Origin of the sequence: Haloarcula japonica DSM 6131 (assembly GCF_000336635.1) — an archaeon.
Classification (GTDB): domain Archaea; phylum Halobacteriota; class Halobacteria; order Halobacteriales; family Haloarculaceae; genus Haloarcula; species Haloarcula japonica.
On the sequence record NZ_AOLY01000002.1, the window covers coordinates 71,756 to 96,686 of the forward strand.

Below are 24,931 nucleotides of genomic sequence, written 5' to 3' on the forward strand. Positions count from 1 at the left end.
GGAAGGGTATGCACGTGCTCGTGACCGGTGCGACGGGGTTCGTCGGGAGCCATCTCCTCCCGGCGCTCCTCGCGGCCGGTCACAGCGTCCGCGCGCTCGTTCGCGACCGGAGCGAGTACGACCCACCCGACGGCGTCGACGTGGTGACAGGTGACCTGCTCGACGCGGGCAGTTTCGACGCCGGCCTCGACGGCGTCGACGTCGCCTACTATCTGGTCCATTCGATGCGTGCCGGAAGCGACTACGCCGAACGGGACCGGCGGGCAGCGCGGAACTTCCGTCGGGCGGCCGACGAGGCCGGTGTCGACCGAGTCGTCTATCTCGGTGGACTCGGCGAGGACGACGAGACGCTGTCCGAGCATCTCCGGTCGCGCCGGGAGGTCGAGTTCATTCTCCGGGACGGCGAGTACGACCTGACGACGTTCCGGGCGGCCATCATCATCGGTGCGGGCTCGGCGAGCTTCCGGATGATACGCGAGCTAACGACGCGACTGCCCGTGATGCTGACACCGCGCTGGGTGCGGACAGACTGTCATCCGATCGCTATCGACGACGTCATTTCGTACCTGGTCGATGTGCTCGACAAGCCGGAAACGGCCGGCGAGACCTACGAGATCGGCGGGCCGGAGGTACTGACATACGCGGAGATCCTGAAGCAGACAGGCCGACTCATGGGAGCTGGTGAGCCGACAATCGTGCCGATACCGGTGTTGACGCCGAAGCTGTCGGCGTACTGGGTCGCCCTCATGACCGACGTGCCATCGAGCGTCGCCCGCCCGCTCATCCACGGCCTGAAGACGCCGGTGGTCGCAGACACCGAGGCGGCTCAGGCACAGTTCGCCGTTGACCCGACATCGTTCGCAGATGCGGTCAGGCTGGCCCTCAGCGAGTCTCGGAGTCGAGACGCGGCACGGGTGGCCGCAGCTACAGGTGGTGCAGGCAGATGAGCGGTGACAGCGCCCGTCCCGAGTACGGCGAGACGTGGGTTTACGAGAGCATCATCGGTGCGCTGCCGGGGATTCGACTCCCGACGTGGGCGGCGATGGCGATTCAACTCCTCATCTTCGAGGTCGCCATCGTCGCTCTGTCGTGGTACTACGAGGTCTGGAGCGCCGCCATCGCCGGGACGGTCGTCGTGTTCGTCGCGACCATCGGAAGCGCGGAGATGCTCCGTATCAGCACGCTTATCCGCCGTATCGACGTGCCACCGACCTACCGTGCGCTGTTGTTCGCCTCGAACGTCGAGGTCGTGTTGTCCGTGCTCGCGTACATCGCCCTGCTCACACATCTGTTCGTGTTCGACCCGCAGGTCAGTTCGATGCCACTGCTCGACCGGCTGTTCGGGTCGGAACCGCCGGTACTGGTTGTGTACCTGACGCTGCTCATCCTCTGGGACGTGAGTTACCGCATCGGGACGGGCTGGTGGGCCAGCGTCACGGGCCTGTGGCGGTCGGCTCGCTACCGGTTCGACCCCGAGACGGCGCGGGTGTTCATGCGGGCCGACCTGGAGATATGGGGCTTTGGCGTCCTCCAGCTCGTGCTCGTGCCGTTCGTGCTCGACCAGCCGGTGTTGCTCGCAGCGCTTGTCGGCCACGTGATAGCCGTCACAGCCGTGACGGCCGTCTCTGTCGGGCTGTTACGCTACCGGTCAAGAACGGCCGGCGTCAGTCAGAGTTGATCTGTTTGAACTGGTCGAGCAACTCTTCTGTCGATTCCTCGCCGTCGTAGTCGACGCTTCCGTGATAGGTACTCCGACCGTCGTCTTCCGACAGGTCGACCTCGCTGTTCTTGCGCTCACGGCGTTCGTGTTCGTCGTCGTCGTACGCTCCCATCGACATAGGTTACCACGGTAAACCTTGGCTGGTAGTGACTATCAATGTAACGGTGGTCACAGAACCCGTACCACACAGGCGGTAGAGCTGTCAAGCGGTGCAAAAGGGGGTGTTTCGACAGGGCGGAACGCCCAAGACCACCGACCGTCTACACGCCCCTGTGGCTGGTCCCTTACGTCTGCGACAGTCGAACGAGCGATGGAGCGAGAAGCGGGTCCGGAACGACCTGCTGACACCGCTGCAGAACACCTTCGGTGCGACGATGAGCGGTCCGTGGTTCGCCCCGCCGGAGGGGTGGGCCGCGCGCCGACTAGAGATGGACAACGGTGACCTAGCGCTGTTTTGCTGGAACGGCCAGCGGGCGTACTGGGTCGGAAATACGGAGACACCGCAGACGCTGTGGCGGACAGAGAAGTACACGTTCGACGAGGTGCCCGACGAGATTAGCGAGTGGGTCCAGCGCGAGCTATTCGCCCAGCTAGAGGTGGAAGACCCGTGGCTCACCGAGTACGAGACGCTCGCGCACTTTTTCCTGCCCGTGTTCCTCTCGAAGGACGGCCGGGAGTCGACACGGAGGTTCTTCCGGGACCACGCCGGCGGCTTCCCCGACGCCGAGCGAGCGAACGGGCTGGCGTTCTACGACGACTTCCTCGCGACCGGCGCGCTGGACGACTATCGCTACACAATGGCGAGCAAACTCGGGACCAGCGAGGGCTTTGACCTGTCGCGGATGCGGGCGACGATGGGCGAGTTCAACGTCGCCAAACTGCTCGTCGACGCGGGCAATGACATCACCCCCGAGGTCGAACTGGACTCGGGTCACTCCGTCGACTTCCGGGTCGAAGACACGCTCGTCGAGGTCACGCGCCCCCGGCCACCGTCCCGACGGCAGGTCGACACTGCTGTCGGTGCGGTGAAGGCGTCCGGCGATGCGAAGACACGCGACCAGCTAGCGGCCCACCCCGGTGCGGTCCTCGTAGTCGACTGCAGTTCTTTCCCAGACGACGACTGGCGTCGGGTCTACGGCGAACAGCCAGACGTGGGGTACTCGCCGACCATCGTGTTCCGCGCTCGACCGGACGGCAGCATGGAAGGGTATGCCTACGGCTCGGTTCCGTTCCCGCTACCGTTTTAATACAGCAGATCACGTTATCTTCCCCGAAATTCGGGGCGTAACATATAACGCGCCGGACCGGCAAGGCTGAGAGAGATAGCCGTGGTGGACGACACAGAGCAACCGAAGACCAGCAGCTCAGGGCAGTCGGTTTCTGAGGTGATGGATCGGCTCGAATCGCTCCGGTCCGAGGAGGAGGACCGTGCCGAGAGCGCCACCGCCGGCGTCCTGCTGGACCAGCTCCAAGAGGTCGAACAGCGGCTGCTGGCCTTCGGCGAGGCGCTGGGCGGCACCGCCGACACCGTGACCGACCTTCCGTTTACTGAGGAAGCCGGGCTGGACCACATGCCCGAACCGCTGTACGTCCGCCACGACACCGAGATGCTGAATCAGGTCACGTCGTGGCTCCTCCAAGACCAGCACATCGGGTTAGTGAGTCCCTACGGCACGGGAAAGACGGCGTTCCGTGAGATCGTGCTGCGGGACCTCTCGAAACACGAGGGCTTTGTCATCACACACCTGGACAACCCACGCGAAACGACGCCCCGGAAACTGTACCAGACGGTGCTGACAGCCGCCTACGCCGCGGGCTACTCCATTGACCAGCGAAACTACTCACAGGTCCGCGACGGCATTCCGTGGGCGACTGCGGAGGCGAAAGACGCCGTCCACGAGATCGTCCGTCGCGTGCGCGAGGACGAGAAAACGCTCCTGTTGGTCGTCGACGAAATCGAGGTGCTGGAGGCGGACCTGCTGTCGCCGCTGCAGGTGGCCGGCGACGCCGGCGTTCGGCTGTTCCTCACCGGGACACCGGAGGGGAAACGACGGGTGGCGGAGATTCGTGGGACGCTCGACTCCCGACTGCGGTACTACGAGGGTATCGACCCCTTCTCGCCGGAGGACGTGGCCGAGTACGCCGCCCGCTCGCTTGCGTATTTCCGGGACGAACCCTACGAGGGGCAGGCCCCGGACCTGTTCACCCGGGCCGCAATCGAGGATATCCACGAGCGGACCGATGGCAATCCCCGGGAAGTCCGCATCGAGTGTCGCGAACTGTTCACAAGGGCGGCGTTCGTCTGGTACCGGACCGGGCAGGACATTTCTCGCATCCAGATTACGCCGGAACTGCGCCATCGGCGGTTCGGAATGGGTCGCTGAGCGGCCCTGAACGGGTATATAAACCACCCACGCTAAGTAGTATCACACCGTCGAGTGTGGCATGTAGTAAGGCGATATGCCGGCCATGACCATAGCTTTTATATAGAATCACATTCAATCATCGTTTGACTATGGCTCAACAGCAGATGGGCAACCAGCCCATGATTGTACTTTCCGAGGAGTCCCAGCGGACATCCGGAAAGGACGCGCAGTCGATGAACATCACGGCCGGGACGGCCGTCGCCGAGGCCGTTCGGACGACACTGGGTCCGAAGGGCATGGACAAGATGCTCGTCGACAACTCGGGCTCGGTCGTCGTCACGAACGACGGCGTCACCATCCTCGACGAGATGGACATCGAGCACCCCGCCGCCAACATGATCGTCGAGGTCGCCCAGACCCAGGAAGACGAAGTGGGCGACGGCACGACCACGGCGGTCGTCATGGCCGGCGAACTCCTCTCGAAGGCCGAGGAACTCCTCGACCAGGACATCCACGCCAGCATCCTGGCCCAGGGATACCGCCAGGCCGCCGAGAAAGCCAAGGAGATCCTCGAAGACAACGCCATCGACGTCGCGGCCGACGACACGGAGACCCTCGAGAAGGTCGCCGCGACCGCGATGACCGGCAAGGGCGCGGAGTCCTCCAAGGACGTCCTCGCCGAACTCGTCGTGCGTGCCGCTCAGTCCGTCGTCGACGACGACGGCACCGTCGACACCGACAACATCCAGCTCGAAACCGTCGTCGGCGGCGCGACCGACGAATCCGAGCTCGTCGAGGGCGTCATCGTGGACAAGGAGCGCGTCCACGACAACATGCCCTTCGCCGTCGAGGACGCCGACGTGGCCCTGCTCGACACGGCCATCGAGGTTCCGGAAACGGAGCTCGACACCGAGGTCAACGTCACCGACCCCGACCAGCTCCAGCAGTTCCTCGACCAGGAAGAGAAACAGCTCAAGGAGATGGTCGACAAGCTCAAAGAAGCCGGTGCTGACGTCGTCTTCTGCCAGAAGGGCATCGACGACATGGCCCAGCACTACCTCGCCCAGGAAGGCATCCTGGCCGTGCGCCGCGCCAAGAAGTCCGACATCGAAGCGCTCTCGCGCTCGACCGGCGCGCGCATCATCTCGAACATCGATGACATCGAAGCCGACGACCTCGGCTTCGCCGGCTCCGTCGCCCAGAAGGACATCGCCGGCGACGAGCGCATCTTCGTCGAGGACGTCGAGGACGCCCGCGCTGTCACGATGATTCTCCGCGGCGGCACCGAACACGTCGTCGACGAAGTCGAGCGCGCCATCGAGGACTCGCTCGGCGTCGTCGCCGCCACGCTGGAGGACGGCAAGGTCCTGCCCGGCGGCGGTGCCCCCGAGACGCAGCTCGCCCTCGGTCTCCGAGACCACGCCGACTCCGTCGGTGGCCGCGAACAGCTCGCCGTCGAAGCGTTCGCCGACGCCATCGACGTCATCCCGCGCACCCTCGCCGAGAACGCCGGTCTCGACCCGATCGACTCGCTGGTCGACCTCCGCAGCAAGCACGACGGTGGCGCAGTCACCTCCGGGCTTGACGCCTACACCGGCGAGGTCGTCGACATGGAAGAGGACGGCGTCGTCGAGCCGCTCCGTGTCAAGACCCAGGCTGTCGAAAGCGCAACCGAAGCAGCCGTCATGATCCTCCGTATCGATGATGTCATCGCTGCTGGCGACCTCAAGGGTGGCCAGGGCGACGACGACGAGGACGAAGGCGGACCTGGCGGCCCAGGCGGCGCGCCCGGCGGAATGGGCGGCGGCATGGGCGGCATGGGCGGCGGTATGGGCGGCATGATGTAAAACCACTTTTTGCACTTCACTCGCGCCGCTTCGCGGCGCTCGTTCAGGCAAAAACGTGGGGAAAAATCGCTGCTCGTTCCTGTCGCGCCGCTTCGCGGCGCGGTAGTCACTCGCTGCGATTGAACCGGCGCGCTTCGCGCGCCGGATGCTTGCCCTACTCGTCGATTAAAGCGACAATCACCGCGGTTCTATATTTTCTATCGTCAATCTGGGTTAGTGTCGACGCTGTTTGAGTAGTGGCCTCAATCCAAACGGCTAGCCCGAGTATGAAGCAGACATATCACAAGCAGACGCCACGGTCAAACCGACGCGCCCCCTTGAATCGGTATGGACCTGACACGGGCTGAACGGCGACTGCTGTGGACTGGAACGGCGCTGGCGGGCGTGCTACATGTACTCGTTCCGGGACTGTTACTGTCGCTGGCGCGGCTTGGCTATCGCTGGGTACTGTCGGTAGAGTTTACGCCACAGGACGGGGCCCGTCGCCGGGTCAGGCTGCTCGGCGTGGGGAATCTCGTCGTTGCGGCAGTACTGAAACGGATACTCGACTGACAGCGAGCTACTGCACGGCGGACTCGACGTATTCGACGGCCTCGGCGGGCGTCTCAACGTGTGCGATGGCGTCGCCGCCAGCCGCGCTGTCCAGACGGTGGGTTCCCAGACCGGCGACGGGCCGGCCCATGTCGAGCGCGTGGCCGAGTTCCGAGAGCGTCCCGGTGCCACCGTCAACAGCGATTACGGCCGCACCGTTCATCACGACGAGGACGTTCCGGGCATTGCCCATCTCGGTCACTATCACCGTTTCGACGTAGTCGTTCGCGGCAGCCCGACGCTCGCCGGGCAAGATACCGATGGTGTGACCGCCGGCCTCGCTTGCGCCGCGGCAGGCGGCTTCCATCACGCCGGAGAGACCGCCACAGACCACATCGTGGCCATGCTCACCGAGTCGTCGCCCGACCTCCCGTGCCTGCTGGTACTGTTCGTCGGTAACTGTCGAGCCGCCGATGACCGAAACGCGCATGGCTGGTCGTGCAGCGGGAAACAGAAAAACAGCGCCGGATTACAGCTGGTCGAGCCAGTCCTGCGCGCGGGACTCGGTTGTCTCGGCGATGTCGGCCAGTTCGGCCGCGTCGTAGTCAGCCAGGTCTGCAACGCTGTGGATGCCGGCGTCGTGCAGCCGATCGGCGTATGTCGGGCCGATGCCGGAGACGGAATCGACATCGACGGGTTCGTCGGTCGAATCGTCTTTGTCCTCGGTAGCGTCGGCATCGACATCGTCAGTCGCGTCGACGTCGATGTCGGTGAGTTCCGACTGGTCTACCGCGTCGTCTCCAGCCGCTTCGGGGGATTCGACCTCGATATCGACTTCCTCGCTCCCTTTGCTGCGCTCGGAGTACCACTTGGCGACCTCGGGCCAGAGGTCAGCGTGGGTCGACGACGAGACGGAGAGGCCGATGTGGCCCGTCGAGAACTCGATGGTCCGGGTATCGTCGCTAGCGATGACGTCGTTGAACGGCTTGGAGGCCTCCGGCGGGATAAGGTGGTCGTACTCACCCATGAGCTGGAGGACAGGCATGTCGATGTTGTCCAGGTCGACGTGCTTGCCGTTGAGTTCCAGTTCGTTCTTGTATAGTTTGTTGTCCTGGTACACGTCTTCGAGGAACTGAACGTAGGCCTCACCGGCCACGTCGATGCCGTCGCCGAGCCACCGCTCCATGCGGCCGAAGTTCTCGACGAAGCCCTCGTTCTCCATGTTCTCCGCGAACCGGATGTACTTCGTGACGTAGTTCTCGACCGGATCCATCAGCGCGAACCCGATATCGAGCATATCCGAGGGGACGTTGCCGAACGTGTCGACGACGTCCTGCGGGGAGTAGTACTCCTCAGAGCCCCACTCTTCGAGGACGCCGCCGGTGTGATCGAAGCATAGCCCGGCAGCCATCAGGCCCAGGGTATTGACTTTCTCCTTGTGGAGCGCGGAGTACATCACCGACATCGTGCCGCCCATACAGTAGCCGAGGATGTTGATCGCGTCTTGGCCGGACCGCTCGCGGACTACGTCGACGCAGTTGTCCATGTAGCGGTTGACGTAGTCGTCGAGTGTGAGGTGCTGATCGAGCCGCGAGGGCTCGTTCCAGTCGATGAGGTACACGTCGTGGCCCGCCTCCAGCAGGCGTCGGACGACCGACCGCTCCTCCTGCAGGTCGAGGATGTACGGCCGGTTGATCAGCGCGTAGACGATGAGGATCGGAACGGCTTCCTTGTCCGCCTCGGCGACTTCGATGCCGGCGGCCTCCGCGTCGTAATGGAGGAGTTCGAGCTTGTTCTCCTCGTAGACGACCTCGCTCGGCGTCTGGCCGACTTCGACGGACTCCATCAGCTCCAGGCGCTCGCCGGCGATCTGACTGGTCTCGGCGGCGTCAGTCATGTTCTCAAGCGTCTTGCGCTGCCAGTTGAGCGCGGCCTCGAACGGGTTGAAAGGGTTGCTGGACATGGGTTACTCTTCCAGGTGTTCGAGGATGCGGTCGAGCTTCTGTTCGACCGCGTGCTGGCGGCGCTCCAGTTCGATGAGGCGCTCGCCGATCTCGTCGACGTCGTTTCGCGTTGGGAACCCAAGCTGTTCCAGCGTGTCTTGGCTCAGGTCGTCCGCTTCCTGTTGCATCTCCATCATCGACTCGACGAGCTGGCCGTTCGCGGCCGCAAATGCGGAGGTGCCCATGACGTGTTTGAACGCCTCGTTGGCGGACTGCAGCCAGATGTCACGGAACTCGGCGGGGTCGACGTCCTCGCCCTGTGCGGCGTCGGTCGAGCGTTCGACCATCTGCTCGGCAGCGTCGATCCACTCCTCGTAGGCGCGGTTGTAGCCGTCCATCCCGTCGGCAAGGTCCTCTTGCTCCGGGATCGTATCCTCGACGGCATCGGCCCACGACTCCACGAAGGCCGCCTGGGCCTTCATGTTCTGCTCCATCGAGTCAGCGACCGCGTTGTTCATCTCCTCAACCATCTCCGTCCATTCCTCCTGAATGTTGTTTGGATTACTCATAATAGTACCTCGGCGGCGGGCGCACAAAAAAACCGACTGTCGTTCTTACGCTTCGACGTCGACAGCGTCGGCGGCTTCGGCCTGCACTTCCTCGACCTGCTCCTGAATTTCCTCGACCTGTTCCTGCACTTCTTCGAGCTGCTCACCGAACTGTTCGGCGGCCTCGACGGACTGCGCTTCGAGTTCCTCGTGGGCCTCGACGAGCATGTCGACCTGCTCGTTGACGGCCGTGACGTACTCGTCAGTCATCTCGTCGTAGGTGTCGACACCCTCTTCCAGTTCGGTTTCCATGTTGTCGAAGACCTCGGCGTGGTTCTCGAGCAGGAAGTCGAACTGCTCGTCGACGGTCTCGCGGATCTGCTCGACGGTTTCGGTCATGCCGGGCATCGTCGACGCCATCGCGTCGAGATAGCTGTGGAACGCGGTCTGCTGGAGCTCGACACCGCGGCGCTGTGCCGACTCCTGCGTGTCGAGGCTATCGATGACCGCACTGTTGACGTTCTGTTGGAAGGAAACGCTCTGTTCGAGCGCCTTCTGGCTCTGCTCAATCGTGGCACGCTGCATCTCGAACGCTGTCGTGACGGGGGTTGTGTAGTCTACCATTGTTGGATTACTCGCTGTTGTTGTTAGTGACCGGGAGGACGACGGCTTGAACGATATCGCCTTCGTCGATGCCCAGCGCCTCTCGCTCCGCATCGGGGATGCTGATCCGACCCCCGCTCTGTACGCGGGTCTTGAACGTCGCCATCTGACTCATGGCACCGAGCTGATTCATATCGAAACTCGGCATGCCACCGTTGGCGAACATCTGTTTCATCAGCTGCTGTTGCTGTTCCATCGCGTTCTCGCTCGCCTGTTGCATCCCCTTGAACATCGGAGGCCACATCAGGCCATCATCCTCGTCGGCCATCGGTCAACTACATGTTCGCTCCTCAACAGTATAAACCTTCCGCTGAACACCATTGAATACCATTGAATGGCAAAAGATGGTATTAGCCGTTCAGGAGCGTCGATGGGCATGCTACGCCCTGCAGCACCGATAACTGCAACCCAAATACGCGTCTGACGCCCGTTAGACGGCGTGTACCGACAACTGAGACGAAACCAACACCAAGGTTTAATACTCCGACCAATAAACTACCAGAACAGATGAGTTCTGAATCGCCACGAAACCCGCTGTTAGACACATGGACTGAAACATCGTCACATATGTTCAACAGCGTCGTCGCAGCTAACCGGGCAGCGTTCGCCGCGTTTGGCGTCCAGCAGGAGGATGAGAACGGCGTAACGCCCGCAGACCGTATCGAACCGGACGAAGACCTCCCGGAATGGCACGTCTCGATCTCCGAAGACCACCCGGGCCGCCTCGGCGTCGGCGACCACGTCGATTTCACGAAGACAATCTCGGAAAACGACGTGCAACAGTTCGCCGCCGCGAGCGGCGACACGAACCCGCTTCACTTAGACGACGAGTTCGCGGAGCAGACACGCTTCCGTGGCCGTATCGCCCACGGAACGCTCGTCGGGAGCCTCATCAGTGCGGCGCTGGCGCGGCTACCTGGGCTGACGATCTACCTCTCGCAGGATCTGGAGTTCCACAACCCGGTCCGTATCGGCGACCGACTCACTGCCGAATGTGAGATCGTCGAGGACCTTGGCGACGAACAGTATCGCCTGACTACGCGCGTCCTCGTTGCCGATGAAGTTGTCATCGACGGCGAAGCGGTCGTCCTCATCGACGACCTGCCGGAATAACTCAGCAGAACGCCTGAACGGCCCGGTTGAAACGGTCGGGATGTTCCCGCGGCGGACAGTGCCCGCAGTTCTCGAAGATCTTCAGTGTGCTATCAGTAACCGTTCCAGCCGCCTGCTCGGACCACCGACGGGGGAGCAGCGGGTCGACGGCCCCGTGAATCAGCATCGTCGGCACGTCTATCTCAGTTAGCCGGTCGGAGTAGTCCGTTCGAAAGCCACACCACCGGAACTCGCTGCGCTGCCAGCGCCGCATCGCCCGGACGGTCTGTCGATCGACGACGCTGTCGATGTCCTCGACCAGTTGCTGGGGCGGCTCTCCGGGACCCATACTTCGGAGACTGTTTCTGATCGCCGACTGGGACGACCCGACGCCCTGCCACAGCATGTTGCCGAATATCGGCGTCTGCAAGACGCTACTGGCCGCTGTGCGCCAGTAGGCATCGGCTCCCAGCCCGTAGCTGTCGACTAACACCAGTCGCTCGACGGGGCCGCCATCGAGCGCGTGACCGAGCGCGATTGCACCGCCCATCGAGAGGCCGGCTAACGCGGGTTCTTCGATGCCGAGCGCATCGATGAACTCGGCAAGGGTCTCCAGGTAGTAGTCGGTCGTGTACGCGCGGTCGGGCTTGTCGCTGTCGCCGTGGCCCGGCAAATCGAGTGCATACACCGTTCGCTCCGGCGCAAGTGCGGGCAGTGCGTGTCGCCAAGAGACGGTCGCGGCGTCCAGCCCGATACCGTGGAGAAACACCATCGGCGGCCCCTCGCCGCCGGTCCGGTAGTGAATATCGACGTCCTCGCCGTCGACGGACAGCTCGACGCGTTCGGACGAAATCCCTGTGGTCATCGGCGTTCGTTCGGGACCGAGCGCGTATGAGCCTTTGTATCGACTCAATGACGACGGCCGCGGTATCCGAGGGCGGTCACTCGGTTCGCTCGTAGGCACCATCTCGTCGGAGTCGGGCCTGCTCGCGAACGATAGCCGGCGTCCGACAGCGGCCCGGTTCGCCGGTGACTTGCGGCACAGTACAGTTGTTACAGCTCTCACACAGCGCGTCCGCACCGGCGAGCAGGCGCGCGCCGAGTCGCGGTTCGGCGTAGAACGGACGGGCCATCCCGACCGCGTCGGCGGCAGCGGTCGTTCCGGTCGCTCCGAGAAACCGGTCGCAGTCGGCCCGCGTCCGAAGCCCGCCCTCTAGCAGGACCGGCACGTCCACACGCTCGCGGACAGCCCGGCAGAAGTCGGCGTTCCAGCCTGGGTCGCGGCCGAAACGTCGAGCCTGCAGTTGATTGAGCAATCGAACAGCACGCGCTCGAAGTCGGCTACCGAAGACCGCCGCGTAGTCGTCCTGTAGGTCACTGGCATCCCAGGCTCGGTCCGGGAACGCGCCGCGGACGATACTCATGTCCCAGAACGGGGACACCTCAACCGGAACGAGGCCGTCATAGCCGATGGCCGCCGCTCGGGTCGCAATGGCCACGCCATCTCTCCGGGAAAGATGCCGTCGAACGAAACTCGGCGCAGCGGTCTCGGCTGGAACTTTCGTGACCAGTGGGACATTGCCGGCGTGTTCTCGAACGGCGTCGTGGATTGCTTCGAGGAACCGAACGCCGTCCCGGAACTCGTCGCTCCGGCGGTTGTAGAACGGCGAGAGGAACTGCTGGATTATGCTCATGTTCGCCGCCGAGAGGTGGATGCCGTCGTAGCCCGCGTCGACGGCGTAGCCAGCACAGCGCCCGAACTGCTCGGCCAGTTCCCATACCTCGCTCGTCGAGAGCACGTCCGGCTGCAGCGAAATCAGCCCAGCCCGGTCCAGCGCCCGGAGCTGCCACGGCGGACGGCTGACAGCAAGCTGGCGCTGATCCGGGTGCTGGCGGCGGTACTCGGCATGCCACGTCGCCATGCTCCGGAGGCCGCCATGGGCCAGTTGCAGGAAAATGCGACCGCCGTGGTCGTGAATCGCCCCGGTGAGCCGTTCGAGTCGCTCGACGAAGGCCGGGTCGTGAACCCGCGTCATGTTCGGCGCGGCACAGCCACCACGGTCGGTGACGATGCTCGCCCCCTGGAAGAGGAGGCCGACACCCGTGGCCGCCGTCGGTTCGAGTTCGTCGATAAGTGTGTCGACGGCGGCCTCGCCGTTGCCCGCACACTCCAGTACCGGTGCGCGATACAGCCGGTTGGGGACCTCGACGCCACCGATCTGCAGCGGCGTCTCCAGCGCGGTCACGACTGCTCGCGCTCGTCGAACGTCGCCTCGGTGCGGGCGCTATCCTGTGGTGTCACCTGCTGGATGGCCGCCCGGACTTCCGTCGGCGAGTCGAACTCGCCGTCGGTACTCCGCTCGATTGCGGCCGAAAGATCCTCTGCGGGTGGGGCGGCGCTGCCGTACTCATCTGCCAGTTCCTCCACGCGGACCGGGTACGCGGCCCCGCCGGTGGTGCGGTCGACCGTCGCCTCGACCCGGCGGGCGCGCTCGCTGGCCCGCTGCCGTGCCGTCCGCTGTGGATCCATGTGCAACACTAGCATATCCGTCGACAAAAATACTGCCGTTACTTCTCGACCGGGAGCAACGCCACACGCTCCCGAACGGCGTCGGGAAGGCCCCCGGCCGTCGCGTCGAGTTCAGTGTCCGTCACGTCGAAAAAGGCCCGGATGCGGTCGGCGTTGTACTCGCCCAAGGTGGACGTCGTCGTAAGCTCCTCGCGAACGTCGTCTTTAGCTGCCTCAATACCGTTCTGTTGGCTTTTTCCTACGTGAGTATCCGTCCGGTCGTGGTCGACGATGACGGCGACGACGGGGCAGGTCCCCTCGCTGACGCCCATCGTCAGCGCGCGGTTGATTTGACGGCGGCCGGCCGCGTACAGCAGGATTTCGACGCCGAAATCCTCCGCGATGGCGTCGCCCCGGTCGTGGGCCCGGGTCGCGAGTTCGACGGCCAGTTCGAGATGGGCGCGGTCTACGACGTATCGGGCGTCGAACGCCTGCACCGTGACGCCGTGGCGATCGCCGATTGCACTGAGCGTCGCCACGAACGCCCCCACGTCGTCGATTTCAGCAGTGCCTTCGACGACCCGCATCAGAAATCACCCAGACTCGACTGGTCATCATTGGCTGTCGATTCGGCGTTCGTGTCCCCATCTTCACCGTCGTCAAGGTCAACAGACACGTCGGGCGCGGGCTCGACGCCCTCCATCGACGGGTCACGGTGGCCGGCGCTTTCGAGGACGTTTTCGGCCGTCTTCCGGCGGCCCCGGAGCGCCGCCAACACGACGGCTTTGTCCGCGTCCCGGAGCTGTGCGCGGTCGGTGATGCCGGCCTGAAACAGCCGTCGTGCGCGCTTGCGGCCGACGCCGCGGACGCCGGCCAGGTCGACCAGTTCCTCGCGGACGCCGTGTTCGACGCGAATGCGGGCCTCGCTGATGGCCCGGGCGGCGTCCAGATCGACCTCACTGGCCAGCGATTCAGCGGCCCCCAGCAGCCACTGGGCGGTTTCGACTTTCCCACGAATGTCGCCCGGGCCGACCCCGTATCGCTCCGTGATGGTGGCCTCGTCGACCTCCGTCGCCCAGTCTTCGAGCAGGCGGGCGGTCTTCAGCGCCGAGAGCCAGTCCTCGAAGCGACCCTCCTCGAATTCCGAGGGCGTGGGGCCCAGCAGCTCGTCCTCGCGCTCGAACAGCTCCATCTCGTATTCCTCCCGGTCGCCCGAGCGGAGGTACAGCTGGTACATGTCCGGCGTCCGCGAGACGAGGTGGTACAGGCCCAGCGCGGAGATGTCGTCCGGGTCCCTGTCGGCGTCGGCGCTCTCGTCAGCGTCCTCGGCCAGTTCACTTGCCGTGGTGAATCCGCTGTCAGCCGGCGGTTCCGGGGGCGTCTCAGACGGCGCTCCACTTGCCGACGTACTGTCGCTGGCTCCCCGCTCCCAGTCCCGGAGGCCGTCGACGATTTCGGCGGCGCTCATCGGATCCAGATAGAGCCGCGAGACGGTGTGGCCCAGCGAAGTGGCGTCGAGTTCGCCGCCCTCGATTTCGAGGAAGTCGTTCCGCTGAAGGTACGTAAGCACGTCGTCGACGACCCGTTCGAGCTGGCCGCCCTCGTCGGTCTGGCTGGCGTACAGCGTCTGTTCGAGGAACTCAAGCAGTCCCTCGCGGGAACGGGCGAAACCGGAAGCGACCGTCGCGAGGATGTGGGTCCGTAGCGCCGGCTCGGCCGCGAGTTTCGACCGGACCGGTTCCGGGTCGGCCCAGACATAGCGCTCAAACAGCTCGTCCACCTCGTCGTGGCTGGAGGCGATGAGGACCGCCTCGCCGTAGGGATCGAGTCCCGGGCGGCCGGCCCGCCCCATCATCTGGTGGACTTCGAGCACCGAGAGCGGGGCCATCCCGCCGGCCGAACCGTCGTAGCGCCGCCAGTCGCGGACCACGACGCGCCGGGAGGGCGTGTTGACCCCGGCCGCGAGCGTCGGCGTCGCACAGACGACCTTCACGAGCCGGTCCCGGAAGGCGTCCTCGACAAGTTCGCGATGGCCCCGCGAGAGGCCGGCGTGGTGAAACGCCGCCCCGTCCGCGACGGCGTCCGCGAGGTCATCGCTTGTCTCCGTGTCGCTCACGTCCCGTATCTCCTCGGCGATATCGGCCAATTGGGCCCGCTCCTCGTCGGTGAGGTGGGGTCGGACGGTGTTGGCAAGCCGGCCCGCCGCCGCCTCGGCGTTGCGCCGGGAGTTGACGAACACCAGCGTCGAGCCGTCGTCCTCCAGCGTATCACGGACGATAGCCGCCGTCTGTTTCTCGTTGTTCTGCACCGAGAGCCGCTGCTGACTCCCGTCTTCGAGATGCAGCGCCTGCCCGTAGTGGACCCCCTTCTGGAGGTCGATTGGCCGCCAGTCCGAGTCGACGAGCCCCGCGTCGAGCCACGTCGCCAGCGCCTCCGCGTTGCCGATGGTCGCCGACAGCGCGACGGTCTGCAGGTCGGGGTTGAGCCGGCGGAGCTTCGCCAGCGTCACCTCCAATGTCGGCCCCCGCTCGCCGTCATCGACCAGGTGGACCTCATCGGTGACGACGCAGGTGAGGTCCTCTATCCAGGGGGCGTCGTTCCGGACAAGCGAGTCCACCTTCTCACTGGTGGCGACGACGATATCTTTGTCCGCGAGCCATCCCCCCTCCGACTCGTAGTTCCCTGTCGAGACGCCGATGTCGAGGCCGTACTGTTCGAACTCCTCGAAGTCGGCCTGCTTCTCGCTGGCCAGCGCCCGCAGCGGAACGATGTACAGCGCCGTGCCGCCGCGGGCGACCGAGGAGAGCATCGCTAGCTCGGCGATAAGGGTCTTCCCGCTCGCCGTCGGAATCGACGCGACCAGGTTCTCCCCCTCGGTGACGCCGGCCTCGACGGCCTCGGCCTGGGGCGGGTACAGCTCCTCGATACCGTCGTCGCGCAGGTGGTCCGGGAGCCACTCGGGCACGCCCGGCAGGTCCGCAACGTCCATTACACCTCGCTTGGGTCCTGGCCCGATTTAAACTGTCGCACTGCAACCGCCTCGCCACGCTCCCGGGTCAATCGCCGAGGGGAACGCCTTTGCCCGCGAGCGGCCAAGACGTGGTATGCGAGTCGAGTACGACTACGACACCTGTATCGGCATGTTCCAGTGTGTCGCGGAGTGGGACGCCTTCGAGCGCGACGAGGACGCCGGCAAGGCGGTGCTGGCGGACAGCGAGGAAACCGATGCGGACGTGTTCGTCCGAGACGTGCCCGACGACGCCGAACTGGACGCGAAGTTCGCGGCCCGGTCCTGTCCGGTCGACGCCATCACGATCTACGACGACGACGGCGAACAGCTCATTCCCTGATTAGTCCTTCGACAGTCGCTTCGAGTACAACGGTGCCGACGGCGTCGCCGACAGCCGAGTCCGCGGCCGCCGTGTCGGCCTGCTCGGTTTCATCGCCGCGGTCGACGCGCTGGACGGTTACGTCACCGACGATATCGACGCCGCCGTCCGTCCGTGGGTCGACGCTTGCCACCGCCAGTTCACAGACCAGTGTCTCGCCGGTGTACACCGGACGCTGGAACTGCAGCTCCATCCGTGAGGCGAGCACTTCGAGGTCGCCGCCGATGCTGGTCAGCAGTGACGCGGTGAGCAGCCCTTGGACCATCCGCCGACCTTCGGCGTCGGGCTCCGTGTGGCGGGCCTGGTCATCGCCGGAGAGGGCGGCGAACTGGTCGACGTCTTCGGGCCGGAACGTCCGCGTCTCGGTGAACGTCTCACCGACTTCGACGGGAGGCATATGCTGGGTTGTCGGCGCTTTGCAGCAAAAAGCCACGGCCTCGTCCCGAAACCCACAGGAGGCTGGGCACCTCAGGTCAGAGCGATGTCGACTGGTGGTCCCCTCCGCCGTCTTCTGACTGCGTTCCCCGCATTGCTAGCCAGTGCAGGCCTCGTCGATAGAGAGAAGGCAACGACTGCGACCGACCTCGCCGCACCGGTGATGGTCACGGGCGGCCTCCGCATCCTGCTGCGCCTCGCCGACTTCCTGATGGTCGGTTTAGCGCTCGGTGACGCGGCCATCGCCGGCCTCGAACTCGGCTTCCAGTACTACTTCGTCGGGTTCGGGCTCTCGCTTGCGGTCTCCTCCGGGACGATCAGCGTCGTCTCACGGCTCCAGGGGGCTGACCGGCCCGAGCGGGCGAACCTCGCCGTCAAGCAGTCGCTGTGGATTGCACTGCTCGTCTCCGTTCCGCTGTCGGCGGTCTGCTGGCGCTATCCGGAGCTACTCGTGGGAGTCCTCACAGACGACTCGACGACGATTCGTCTGGGCGCGACGTATCTCGCCATCGTGATGTTGTCGCTGGCCCCGCGGTTCTGGAGCATGGTCGCCGCCCGCGCGCTGGCCGGCAGCGCCGACACGAAAACGCCGATGTACGTCCGCCTGCTGACGCTGCCGACGAACGTCCTGCTCAACGCCGTCCTCATCTTCGGCGTCGGCCCGTTCCCAGAACTCGGCATCGCCGGCGCGGCGTGGGGGACGACCATCGCGAACACGCTCGCGGCGGCGATCTTCCTCGGACTGTTGCTGTCCGGGCGCTACGTCGTCACGCTCCGCCCCGGCGGGACGCAGTTCAGCGCCGGCCTCATGCGTGAAATCGTCCGCGTCGCTCTCCCGCTGTCCGGGATGCGGCTGCTTCAGACGTTCGCCCGCTTCCCGTTCCTGTTCATCCTGGGCGTGCTGGGAACGCCGACGCTCGCGGCCTACGCCATCGGCCGCCGGGTGATGCTGCTCGCGCTGATGCCAGCGTGGGGGTACGCGACCGCCGCGTCGACGCTGGTCGGGCAGTCGCTGGGGGCCGGTGACGAAGGAGAGGCGACCGCCTACGGCTGGCAGACGCTTCGCGTAGCGCTCGCCGTCCAGATCGTGGCGGCGGTCCTGCTCGTGGCCTTCGCCCGCCCCATCGTCGCCCTGTTCGGGACCGCCTATCCCGACCTGGCAGCGGCGTTCGTCCGGGTGTTCGGCCTGCTCGTCGCCGGCTTCTCTATCTCCCGGACAATGCGGGGCAGCCTTCGCGGGGCCGGCGACACACGCTGGCCGCTGTACGGCACGTTCTTGGGCGGCTATTGCTACCGGCTCCCGGTGGCCGCCCTCGCCCTCCCGTCGTCGTTCGTCGTGACGGTTCCGGTCCTCGGTATCGCCGTCTCGCCGGGACTCGGGCTCGGACTGCCCGCGATCTTCGCCGCGCTCGTGGGCGACTTCTACCTGAAGGCCGCGGTCAACGCGGGCCGGTTCTGGTCCGGCGGGTGGCGCGACGTCGCCAGGCGGTCGGGCGTCGGTACGGCCGACGACTGACGCTGCCGCCCGTCTCCGGACCGCCGACGACCGCTCACTCGACCTGTGCGACGGCTTCGACCTCGACGACGGCGTCCGGCGTCGCCAGCCCGCTCACTTCGACCATCGTCGCCACAGGGCGCACGTCGTCAAAGAACTCGCTGTGGGCCTCGCCGACCCGCTCCTGGTCGTCGATGTCGGTAACGTACATCCGTGTCTGGACCACGTCCGCGATAGCGGCGTCGAGGCCCGCCAGCGCGTCCGCGGCGATGCCGAAGGCGTGTTTCGTCTGTTCGTAGGGATCGCCCGGCGCGACGACCTCGCCGTCCTCGTCGGTGGCGATGGTGCCGGCGACGCGGACGGTGTCACCCGCACGTATCGCCCGTGAGTAGCCGACCTGCTGTTCCCAGGATGTACCCGTCGAGACGCGTTCGCGGCGCATACCCAGGGGTCGGAGCGGGGCCCGAAAGTCGTTTCTCAAGTTTTAATGTCCGGCCCGAGATACCCATTGGCATGAGCAAGGCCACGAAAATCGTCCTCGGAACCATCGGCGCGTCAGCGCTGCTGTCAATCGGCATCGTCATCAACCTCGTCCTGTTCTCGGCGTAGATGTTCACCGAGCGTTCACTGACCGGCGAGCTGCCGGCAGTACGTGAGGCCTACGCCCCGGAGGCGCTCGTACTGAACTGTGACCGCGATTTCGAGACGCTCGACCCCGCAGTCGCGGAAGAGTTGCTGCTGGTGACCGACAGCCTCGATCAGATTTCCTACGACGGTGCGTGGCTCCCGACCACAGCGCCAGAAGTGCTACAGGAGTACATCGGGAAGAATCTCACCATCGGGATGCCGGGCGACGGCGGCGTCGCCTGGACTCGCCAGACGGTGCCGCCCTGCGTGTTCGTCAAGCCGCGGCTAGAGACCTCGCCGGATGACTTCGTCTCGTTTCTCGTCGCCGAGGCGCTCGTCGAGGTCAGCCTCGACGAACCCGAGCATTTCCTTGGCTTTTTCCGCGATCAGTACCCGGCGTTCGTGACCGCGACCGAGGACTACCTCGACGCGAACGCACGGTACCAGCTCGCAGCAGCCCTATACACCGCGTATCTCGGACGACAGACTCGGGTAGAGTTCACCGGCTGGGCCGGCGACTACCCGGACCTATACGCGGCGTGGGAGGACGCGGGCGAGCGACTGCAGCCCCGCCTCGGCGACCTCCCGAGCGAGATTGCACAGGGGCAGACGGAATTCGCCGCGGCCGCCGAACTCGCCTGTAGCGGTATCAAACACGGGCTTGGCCTGCCCGCGCCCTTCGACGCGCTTGACACCGACGCCTATCTAGAACATGGCGCTGACTACGCTGTCCAGTGGGCCGAGACAACCTTCGAGAAGATGGACTGAGGGGGCGAAATTGGAAGAGAGTCGGTTCGAACCCGGAACGAACTCAGTCGATACTTCGAAAAACGGCCTTTTACCCGCCTCACGTCGTCCCAGTCGGGAGGTCACCCTCCCGAGAGCACATGGACGAGCCCACTCCGACCCGACGACGACTCCTTCGCGCGACCGGGGCCCTCACGATGGCCGCGGTCGGCGTGGGTGCCACCGGCACCGCGGCCGCCGGTGCAGGCAACGACAACGGCAAACAGTTCGGTCGCGTCTACGCCGACGACGTGTTGTGGCGCACGAACGTCGTGCACGTCCTCGACGAGCGACCGGACCCCGAGGACAGGATATATTTCCTCCACGACGGCAGCGACCCGATTACGGCCAACGAGAACGTGAACGCGGGCCAGCTGTCCCCGTTCGTCTCTGAATCGGCCCCCGGTGACCGTGACTGGAACGGTGGCCAGTGGACCCACTTCAGTGCCGAGGTGACGGACATCGAGGCGTTCAACGAGGACGCCCCGGTCACGGACGACACGGCCGTCCTCGACGCCGACTACATCGAGACGAGTCTCGGTCGGCCCGGCTTCGGCCCGCCGAACTTCTTCGTCTGTCCGCTGAACGGTCGCGCCTGAGACCGTTCGGCCCCGCGATTCTCTGCGTTTACGCCAGAATACAGCGTCTTACAGCCGCTCAAGCACCGCGTCGGCGTCGTAGTTGAGCGTCAGCTCGCGGGACCGACCGCGACCCTCAACATTGGTGTAGTCGGCGTCGATGATGTCGAGCTGATCGAGCTTGTTGATGATCTCGGAGTAGCGCGTGTATCCGAGGTCCGTCTGCTCTGAGAAGGCGTCGTAGATGTCGCCGGCCTGCTGGCCATCGTGGGCGGCGATGACCTCCACGAGCGCCGTTTCTGAGTCCGATAGTTCCCGCAGCCGGCGGGAGAGGTGGACGTATTTGGACTTGTCGTAGGCTTCCTCGACGTCCTCGGTTTCGACGGAGCGTGAGGCGCGCATCTCGGCGTTCATCCCGGCCCGGCGCAGGAGGTCGATACCGACCCGGAGGTCACCGCCCTGCTCTTCTGTCAGTTCGGCGACGCGGTCAAGCACCGTGGGGCCGACCACGCCCTCGTTGAACCCCCGGTCGGCGCGCTCACCCAGGATATCTGCGATTTCGGCCTGGCCGTACGGGTTGAAATACACCTCCTCGGGCCGGAACACGGACTGGACGCGTGTGTCGAGCGCGTCGATGACGTCCAGTTCGAGGTCCGAGGAGACGCAGATGACGCCGATTTTCGCGCCGGAGTGGGCCTCATGGGCGCGCAGCAGCGAATACAGCGTGTCGCTGGCCTCGCTCTCGTAGAACAGGTAGTTCACGTCGTCGAGGGCGACGACGAGTACCTCGTCTTCCTCGACCAGTTTATCCGTAATCTGGGAGAACAGCTTCTTGAAGGAGATGCCAGACGAGGGCGGTTCGTAGTCGAAAATCTCGGCGAACAGGCGGGAGAAGACGGCATAGCGCGTCGAGTCCATCTGGCAGTTCACCCGAACGGTTTTGACATCCGTCTGGGCGGTGAGTTCGTCGAAGAGGATCTGAGCGGCCGTCGTCTTCCCCGTTCCGGGCGGCCCGCGGGCGATGACGTTGAGCGGGCGCGACCCCCGGACGGCCGGCCGGAGCGCGTACTTCAGCGTCTCCATCTGGGTGTCCCGGTGTTTGAACGTCTCCGGGAGCCAGTCGATCTCGAAGACGTGTTCGTCCCGAAAGACGGACTCGTCCCAGCCGAGCATCCGGTCCTCGGGATCGTCGCTCATCACTTTCACCGAGCTTCGCGGCGCACTTAACCATTTGCCACAGCTTCACGAGCAGTGACAGGTGCGCGAGGCCCCACGGTTTCGCTGGCCGTCGCTACTCGAACTTCCCGAGCAGGTCGCTATAGAACCCATCGGCATCGTCGGCACCGTCGTCGGCGAGCTTCTCGACGATGAGCTCCGGCGTCGAGCGGGCGAGCTTTCCCTTGACCGGGGAGCGCTCGACGCGCAGCTCGCCGTCTTTCAGCCCCTTCGCCTCGATGCCGTCGATGCTGATGTCGGTTTCGGCGGCCTCGCGGATGTCGCGTGCGAGGTGTGAAACGAAGATGGCCGTGGCCTGCCGTTCGCCCAGCGCTTCGAGGATGCCCGCCATGATCTTCGCGCTGGCACCGGGCTCGGTGATCGATTCGAGTTCGTCGACCAGTACCATCACCGGCCGGTCGTCGGTCCCGGCCGCCGGCCCGTCGCCGTCCGCGGTCGCATCGCCGTCAGCAGGTGCCCCGTCCGCTGCCGCCGCTGACCGATGGTCCACGTCGGCGACCAGGTCCCCGAACTCCCGCAACGTCGCTTCGAACGCACCGGCGTCGAGCGTCCCCTGGGTCTTGGCGTGGTAGTGGAATTCGGAAATCCGACCGATACGGGCCGACGCCGCGGGAACGGGCAGGCCCATGTGCGCCAGCGTCGTCACCAGCGCCACGAGGTCGAGTGTCGAGGTCTTCCCACCGCTGTTGACGCCTGAGAGGACCGTTACGCCTTCGACGGCGTAGTCGACTGGCTCGACTTCGTCAAAGGGAACATCCAGCAGCGGCGAGCGGCCGCCCTCGATGGCGACGCCCTCGGACTCGGTCACCTCGGGCATCGTGCAGTCGAAGTCGTCGGCGAAACGGGCTATCGCCAGCTCCACGTCGAGTTCCAGCGCGGCGTCGACCAGCGCCGCGGCAGCCTCGCGCATCTCGGCCAGGTCGTCGGCCAGCTCCTGCTTCCGGCGGGTCGCTCGCTGATCGCGTGCGGCGGTGAGTTCCTCGCGGAGGCGGGCGACGACGTCTTCGCTGTGTTCGACGGGATAGGCGGGCTCGTCGGGAAACGCCCGGCGCGCCGTCGCCTCCATGTCCCGGAGCGCCAGCGCGTCGACGAGGTGGTCGCGGGCCTTCTCGACAGCCGCGGCGTACTCGTCGGCCAGTTCCCGCTGGAGCAACGAGTCGACGCCCGCCCCGCGTTCGACCAGCGACAGCAGGTCCGTCCCTTCGATGGTCACGTCCTGCTCCTCGATGGCCTCGCGGAGGTGGTCGTTGGCGACGCTCTCGGCCGTGGACACCGCCGCATCGAGGTCGTCGACGGCGGTGGTGAGCCGGTCGAGCTCCTCGTCGCCGGTGACGCTGCCGTCCTCGTCGAGCTGGTCCAGCGCCGATAGGAGCGTCTCCAGGTCACACGGCGCGTCGAGGTCGGCGACGCAGTGGACCTCCGCGGCGGCCCGTATCCGGTCGCGGTTGCGGGCGAAAAATGTGAGCACGCGCTCGGGCACGACAGATTCGGGCTCCTCCAACGCGTTCGGTTCCACCCGCACGTCGCCCTCGATGTCGACGCCGGCGAAGGCCTCGTCCAGCGCGACGACCGTCGAGTACGAACGTGCGAGTTCAGCCAACTGGCGGGCGTCGTCGACGACCTCGACGCTGACCTCCGGGATCGCGGCCTGTGCGTCGGCGTAGCGCTCGGCGTCGCGGGTCGCCAGACAGCGGTCACGGACCCGCACGTCGCCGGGTTGGGCCAGTGGTTCGACAGCCGAGAGGGCGTCGAGAACTGCCGGGTCGGGCTCGCGGGCCATCGCCGACTCGGCGAACGAGCGGACTTCCTCGATACGGCTACGGACGCCGCTGGGATAGATCGTCTCCAGCCGCTTCGCGGCGTAGTCGGTCACCGTCCGGTCGGTCAGCAGCGCCAGCGCGTCCTCGTGGATCTCCCGGGCGCGTTTCGTTGCGGTGAACCCACCGGGGTCGTCATGTTCGGCCCGGATCGCACCGCGAGCGATGCGGGCGGCCCGACCCTCGCTTATGCCCGGTGCGCGCGCGAGCGACGCCACGTCGCCGTCCCGGAGTGCCGCCTCCGGGTCGTCTAGCTCCCGGAGCGCCGCGGCTGTCTTCGCCCCGACCCCCGGAACCGATTCGAGCTCCATCTGCCCGCTCATTCGACGCCAGCGAGAAAAAACCCGTCGCCCGCGCCGGACGCGACCATCGGTTCACTGCCGCCGGAGCGCCCCCAGCCGAACACCGAACGCGAAGGCGTTTTTGCGCTCCGCCGAGAAGGAAGTCCCATGTCTGCTGTTTCGGAGAAGCTAACGGCCGCCCGCGAAGACCTCGAATCGCGAGACGGCGTGCTGATCGCCTTCTCCGGTGGTGTCGATTCGAGTGTCGTCGCCGCGCTGGCCCACGATGCCCTCGGCGACGACGCCATCGCCTGTACTGCCAAATCTGAGACGCTCCCCGCCGCAGAGCTTACGGACGCCACCCGCGTCGCCGAGGAGATCGGCATCCGCCACGAGATCGTGGAGTTCTCCGAGCTCGACAGCGACGAGTTCATCCAGAACGACGACATGCGGTGTTACCACTGCCGGTCGATGCGGCTGGGCGCAATGTACGACCGTGCCCGTGAACTCGACATAGACGTCGTGTGTGATGGGACGAACGCCTCCGACGTGGGCGAGGGCCACCGCCCCGGCCTGCGCGCCGTCGAGGAACTGGACGCCTACTCACCGCTACTGGAACATAACATCGAGAAATCCGAGGTCCGTGAAATCGCTCACGAGTACGATCTTTCGGTCGCCGACAAGCCCTCGATGGCGTGTCTCTCCTCGCGGATTCCGACCGGCCTCGAAGTGACCGAAGAACGGCTCTCCCGCGTCGAGAAGGCCGAACGCCTCCTGCGGACGTGGGGCTTCGAGCAGTTCCGCGTGCGCGACCACGACGGCCTCGCCCGCATCGAGGTCGGCGAGGCGGAACTCGAAACCGCGCTCGACCCTGACTTCGTCCGCACCGCCCGCGACCACATCGAGGACTGTGGCTTCGACCACGTGACGCTCGACCTCCACGGGTACGAAACCGGCAGTGTGAGCCCGGAGACAGAGGAGGGGGCCGAAGAAGAGACTGAAGATGTTGTCAGCAACGTTTTCGACGCCGACTATCCGTCCGTCGACTGAGGCCGCGAAACGACAGTT

28 protein-coding genes are annotated in these 24,931 nt (G+C 65.4%); 13 read left to right on the top strand and 15 right to left on the bottom strand.

What is annotated here, in order from left to right; all coding sequences use genetic code 11:
- The first annotated feature begins 8 nt into the window (after positions 1-8).
- Complete coding sequence (locus C444_RS00365; RefSeq protein WP_004590057.1) at positions 9-947, top strand: NAD(P)H-binding protein; 939 nt, start codon at positions 9-11, stop codon at positions 945-947.
- The gene (locus C444_RS00370) at positions 944-1,678 is read left to right on the top strand and encodes a DUF7530 family protein (RefSeq protein WP_004590058.1); all 735 of its coding nucleotides are present in this window, start codon (positions 944-946) and stop codon (positions 1,676-1,678) included. Before C444_RS00365 ends, C444_RS00370 begins: the two co-directional genes overlap by 4 nt.
- Here C444_RS00370 and C444_RS22115 read toward each other — a convergent pair.
- Positions 1,665-1,838, bottom strand: a complete 174-nt coding sequence (locus C444_RS22115) for a DUF5786 family protein (protein WP_004590059.1) — start codon at positions 1,836-1,838, stop codon at positions 1,665-1,667. The two genes, C444_RS00370 and C444_RS22115, sit on opposite strands and share 14 nt — an antisense overlap.
- A 154-nt stretch (positions 1,839-1,992) precedes the next feature.
- Here C444_RS22115 and C444_RS00375 point away from each other — a divergent pair, with 154 nt between their 5' ends.
- From C444_RS00375 to C444_RS00390, 4 genes are all read left to right on the top strand, one after another.
- On the top strand, positions 1,993-2,967 hold the full coding sequence (locus C444_RS00375) for a DUF5784 family protein (RefSeq protein ID WP_004590060.1): 975 nt from the start codon (positions 1,993-1,995) through the stop codon (positions 2,965-2,967).
- 141 nt (positions 2,968-3,108) lie between these two features.
- Positions 3,109-4,104 (top strand): AAA family ATPase, encoded by a 996-nt coding sequence (locus C444_RS00380; RefSeq protein WP_004590061.1) that lies wholly within the window; start codon positions 3,109-3,111, stop codon positions 4,102-4,104.
- Between the two features lie 146 nt (positions 4,105-4,250).
- A complete protein-coding gene (gene thsA / locus C444_RS00385) occupies positions 4,251-5,933 on the top strand; it encodes a thermosome subunit alpha (protein WP_004590062.1) in 1,683 nt (560 codons plus the stop codon).
- Positions 5,934-6,260: 327 nt separating this feature from the next.
- Positions 6,261-6,485, top strand: coding sequence for a hypothetical protein (locus tag C444_RS00390; protein ID WP_004590063.1), 225 nt, complete (start codon positions 6,261-6,263; stop codon positions 6,483-6,485).
- 7 nt (positions 6,486-6,492) lie between these two features.
- Here the strand turns inward: C444_RS00390 and C444_RS00395 are convergent, their stop codons facing one another.
- The 5 genes from C444_RS00395 to C444_RS00415 are packed head-to-tail and all read right to left on the bottom strand — an operon-like array spanning position 6,493 to position 9,886.
- The gene (locus C444_RS00395) at positions 6,493-6,954 is read right to left on the bottom strand and encodes a TIGR00725 family protein (RefSeq protein ID WP_004590064.1); all 462 of its coding nucleotides are present in this window, start codon (positions 6,952-6,954) and stop codon (positions 6,493-6,495) included.
- A 39-nt stretch (positions 6,955-6,993) separates the two neighbouring features.
- Positions 6,994-8,427 carry a poly(3-hydroxyalkanoate) polymerase subunit PhaC gene (gene phaC / locus C444_RS00400; RefSeq protein ID WP_004590065.1) on the bottom strand — a complete coding sequence of 478 codons (1,434 nt, stop codon included), beginning with the start codon at positions 8,425-8,427 and terminating at the stop codon, positions 6,994-6,996.
- Between the two features lie 3 nt (positions 8,428-8,430).
- Positions 8,431-8,976, bottom strand: coding sequence for a poly(R)-hydroxyalkanoic acid synthase subunit PhaE (locus tag C444_RS00405; RefSeq protein ID WP_004590066.1), 546 nt, complete (start codon positions 8,974-8,976; stop codon positions 8,431-8,433).
- Between the two features lie 45 nt (positions 8,977-9,021).
- A complete protein-coding gene (locus tag C444_RS00410; RefSeq protein ID WP_004590067.1) occupies positions 9,022-9,579 on the bottom strand; it encodes a hypothetical protein in 558 nt (185 codons plus the stop codon).
- Between the two features lie 7 nt (positions 9,580-9,586).
- Positions 9,587-9,886 (bottom strand): AbrB/MazE/SpoVT family DNA-binding domain-containing protein, encoded by a 300-nt coding sequence (locus C444_RS00415; protein WP_004590068.1) that lies wholly within the window; start codon positions 9,884-9,886, stop codon positions 9,587-9,589.
- 299 nt (positions 9,887-10,185) lie between these two features.
- On the opposite strand from C444_RS00415, the gene C444_RS00420 reads away from it, so the two are divergent.
- On the top strand, positions 10,186-10,731 hold the full coding sequence (locus C444_RS00420) for a MaoC family dehydratase (protein ID WP_004590069.1): 546 nt from the start codon (positions 10,186-10,188) through the stop codon (positions 10,729-10,731).
- A gap of 1 nt (position 10,732) precedes the next feature.
- On the opposite strand, the gene C444_RS00425 is transcribed toward C444_RS00420, so the two are convergent.
- The 5 genes from C444_RS00425 to C444_RS00445 form a co-directional block, all read right to left on the bottom strand.
- Positions 10,733-11,575, bottom strand: a complete 843-nt coding sequence (locus tag C444_RS00425) for an alpha/beta fold hydrolase (RefSeq protein WP_004590070.1) — start codon at positions 11,573-11,575, stop codon at positions 10,733-10,735.
- Between the two features lie 76 nt (positions 11,576-11,651).
- The gene (locus tag C444_RS00430; protein WP_004590071.1) at positions 11,652-12,956 is read right to left on the bottom strand and encodes an oxidoreductase; all 1,305 of its coding nucleotides are present in this window, start codon (positions 12,954-12,956) and stop codon (positions 11,652-11,654) included.
- Positions 12,953-13,240 (bottom strand): hypothetical protein, encoded by a 288-nt coding sequence (locus tag C444_RS00435; RefSeq protein WP_004590072.1) that lies wholly within the window; start codon positions 13,238-13,240, stop codon positions 12,953-12,955. Before C444_RS00435 ends, C444_RS00430 begins: the two co-directional genes overlap by 4 nt.
- Positions 13,241-13,278: 38 nt before the next feature.
- Complete coding sequence (gene cgi121, locus C444_RS00440; protein ID WP_004590073.1) at positions 13,279-13,806, bottom strand: KEOPS complex subunit Cgi121; 528 nt, start codon at positions 13,804-13,806, stop codon at positions 13,279-13,281.
- Entirely contained in the window at positions 13,806-16,208 is a 2,403-nt protein-coding gene (locus tag C444_RS00445) for an ATP-dependent DNA helicase (RefSeq protein ID WP_004590074.1), read from the bottom strand. Before C444_RS00445 ends, cgi121 begins: the two co-directional genes overlap by 1 nt.
- Positions 16,209-16,323: 115 nt before the next feature.
- On the opposite strand from C444_RS00445, the gene C444_RS00450 reads away from it, so the two are divergent.
- Positions 16,324-16,569, top strand: coding sequence for a ferredoxin (locus tag C444_RS00450; protein ID WP_004590075.1), 246 nt, complete (start codon positions 16,324-16,326; stop codon positions 16,567-16,569).
- Here C444_RS00450 and C444_RS00455 read toward each other — a convergent pair.
- A complete protein-coding gene (locus tag C444_RS00455) occupies positions 16,559-17,005 on the bottom strand; it encodes a hotdog family protein (RefSeq protein WP_004590076.1) in 447 nt (148 codons plus the stop codon). The two genes, C444_RS00450 and C444_RS00455, sit on opposite strands and share 11 nt — an antisense overlap.
- A gap of 84 nt (positions 17,006-17,089) precedes the next feature.
- Between C444_RS00455 and C444_RS00460 the strand changes: the two genes are divergently transcribed.
- Positions 17,090-18,559, top strand: coding sequence for an MATE family efflux transporter (locus C444_RS00460; protein ID WP_004590077.1), 1,470 nt, complete (start codon positions 17,090-17,092; stop codon positions 18,557-18,559).
- Between the two features lie 34 nt (positions 18,560-18,593).
- Here C444_RS00460 and C444_RS00465 read toward each other — a convergent pair whose 3' ends face one another.
- Positions 18,594-18,980, bottom strand: a complete 387-nt coding sequence (locus C444_RS00465; protein ID WP_004590078.1) for a Rid family hydrolase — start codon at positions 18,978-18,980, stop codon at positions 18,594-18,596.
- 71 nt (positions 18,981-19,051) lie between these two features.
- On the opposite strand from C444_RS00465, the gene C444_RS23200 reads away from it, so the two are divergent.
- The 3 genes from C444_RS23200 (at position 19,052) to C444_RS00475 (ending at position 20,550) form a co-directional block, all read left to right on the top strand.
- Positions 19,052-19,147, top strand: a complete 96-nt coding sequence (locus C444_RS23200; protein WP_004590079.1) for a hypothetical protein — start codon at positions 19,052-19,054, stop codon at positions 19,145-19,147.
- Entirely contained in the window at positions 19,148-19,933 is a 786-nt protein-coding gene (locus C444_RS00470; RefSeq protein WP_004590080.1) for a DUF7089 family protein, read from the top strand.
- Positions 19,934-20,052: 119 nt separating this feature from the next.
- Positions 20,053-20,550, top strand: a complete 498-nt coding sequence (locus C444_RS00475; protein WP_004590081.1) for a hypothetical protein — start codon at positions 20,053-20,055, stop codon at positions 20,548-20,550.
- 48 nt (positions 20,551-20,598) lie between these two features.
- Here the strand turns inward: C444_RS00475 and C444_RS00480 are convergent, their stop codons facing one another.
- Positions 20,599-21,726: an ORC1-type DNA replication protein gene (locus C444_RS00480; protein WP_004590082.1), complete on the bottom strand. Its 1,128-nt coding sequence runs from the start codon at positions 21,724-21,726 to the stop codon at positions 20,599-20,601.
- A 94-nt stretch (positions 21,727-21,820) separates the two neighbouring features.
- Positions 21,821-23,893, bottom strand: coding sequence for a helix-hairpin-helix domain-containing protein (locus tag C444_RS00485; RefSeq protein ID WP_004590083.1), 2,073 nt, complete (start codon positions 23,891-23,893; stop codon positions 21,821-21,823).
- A 138-nt stretch (positions 23,894-24,031) separates the two neighbouring features.
- Between C444_RS00485 and larE the strand changes: the two genes are divergently transcribed.
- The gene (larE, locus tag C444_RS00490) at positions 24,032-24,913 is read left to right on the top strand and encodes an ATP-dependent sacrificial sulfur transferase LarE (protein WP_004590084.1); all 882 of its coding nucleotides are present in this window, start codon (positions 24,032-24,034) and stop codon (positions 24,911-24,913) included.
- Positions 24,914-24,931: the final 18 nt, after the last annotated feature.

Excerpts from the sequence above, each read along its gene's own strand:
- C444_RS00365 (WP_004590057.1), top strand. The coding sequence starts at position 9 with ATGCACGTGCTCGTGACCGGTGCGACGGGGTTCGTCGGGAGCCATCTC.
- C444_RS00480 (WP_004590082.1), bottom strand. The coding sequence starts at position 21,726 with ATGAGCGACGATCCCGAGGACCGGATGCTCGGCTGGGACGAGTCCGTC.
- C444_RS00370 (WP_004590058.1), top strand. The coding sequence starts at position 944 with ATGAGCGGTGACAGCGCCCGTCCCGAGTACGGCGAGACGTGGGTTTAC.
- thsA (WP_004590062.1), top strand. The coding sequence starts at position 4,251 with ATGGGCAACCAGCCCATGATTGTACTTTCCGAGGAGTCCCAGCGGACA.
- C444_RS00405 (WP_004590066.1), bottom strand. The coding sequence starts at position 8,976 with ATGAGTAATCCAAACAACATTCAGGAGGAATGGACGGAGATGGTTGAG.
- C444_RS00455 (WP_004590076.1), bottom strand. The coding sequence starts at position 17,005 with ATGCCTCCCGTCGAAGTCGGTGAGACGTTCACCGAGACGCGGACGTTC.
- C444_RS23200 (WP_004590079.1), top strand. The coding sequence starts at position 19,052 with ATGAGCAAGGCCACGAAAATCGTCCTCGGAACCATCGGCGCGTCAGCG.
- C444_RS00450 (WP_004590075.1), top strand. The coding sequence starts at position 16,324 with ATGCGAGTCGAGTACGACTACGACACCTGTATCGGCATGTTCCAGTGT.
- C444_RS00435 (WP_004590072.1), bottom strand. The coding sequence starts at position 13,240 with ATGGATCCACAGCGGACGGCACGGCAGCGGGCCAGCGAGCGCGCCCGC.
- C444_RS00380 (WP_004590061.1), top strand. The coding sequence starts at position 3,109 with ATGGATCGGCTCGAATCGCTCCGGTCCGAGGAGGAGGACCGTGCCGAG.
- C444_RS00425 (WP_004590070.1), bottom strand. The coding sequence starts at position 11,575 with ATGACCACAGGGATTTCGTCCGAACGCGTCGAGCTGTCCGTCGACGGC.
- C444_RS00485 (WP_004590083.1), bottom strand. The coding sequence starts at position 23,893 with ATGGAGCTCGAATCGGTTCCGGGGGTCGGGGCGAAGACAGCCGCGGCG.
- C444_RS22115 (WP_004590059.1), bottom strand. The coding sequence starts at position 1,838 with ATGTCGATGGGAGCGTACGACGACGACGAACACGAACGCCGTGAGCGC.
- C444_RS00395 (WP_004590064.1), bottom strand. The coding sequence starts at position 6,954 with ATGCGCGTTTCGGTCATCGGCGGCTCGACAGTTACCGACGAACAGTAC.
- C444_RS00410 (WP_004590067.1), bottom strand. The coding sequence starts at position 9,579 with ATGGTAGACTACACAACCCCCGTCACGACAGCGTTCGAGATGCAGCGT.
- C444_RS00460 (WP_004590077.1), top strand. The coding sequence starts at position 17,090 with ATGTCGACTGGTGGTCCCCTCCGCCGTCTTCTGACTGCGTTCCCCGCA.
- phaC (WP_004590065.1), bottom strand. The coding sequence starts at position 8,427 with ATGTCCAGCAACCCTTTCAACCCGTTCGAGGCCGCGCTCAACTGGCAG.
- C444_RS00390 (WP_004590063.1), top strand. The coding sequence starts at position 6,261 with ATGGACCTGACACGGGCTGAACGGCGACTGCTGTGGACTGGAACGGCG.
- cgi121 (WP_004590073.1), bottom strand. The coding sequence starts at position 13,806 with ATGCGGGTCGTCGAAGGCACTGCTGAAATCGACGACGTGGGGGCGTTC.
- C444_RS00470 (WP_004590080.1), top strand. The coding sequence starts at position 19,148 with ATGTTCACCGAGCGTTCACTGACCGGCGAGCTGCCGGCAGTACGTGAG.
- C444_RS00445 (WP_004590074.1), bottom strand. The coding sequence starts at position 16,208 with ATGGACGTTGCGGACCTGCCGGGCGTGCCCGAGTGGCTCCCGGACCAC.
- C444_RS00465 (WP_004590078.1), bottom strand. The coding sequence starts at position 18,980 with ATGCGCCGCGAACGCGTCTCGACGGGTACATCCTGGGAACAGCAGGTC.
- larE (WP_004590084.1), top strand. The coding sequence starts at position 24,032 with ATGTCTGCTGTTTCGGAGAAGCTAACGGCCGCCCGCGAAGACCTCGAA.
- C444_RS00475 (WP_004590081.1), top strand. The coding sequence starts at position 20,053 with ATGGACGAGCCCACTCCGACCCGACGACGACTCCTTCGCGCGACCGGG.
- C444_RS00420 (WP_004590069.1), top strand. The coding sequence starts at position 10,186 with ATGTTCAACAGCGTCGTCGCAGCTAACCGGGCAGCGTTCGCCGCGTTT.
- C444_RS00415 (WP_004590068.1), bottom strand. The coding sequence starts at position 9,886 with ATGGCCGACGAGGATGATGGCCTGATGTGGCCTCCGATGTTCAAGGGG.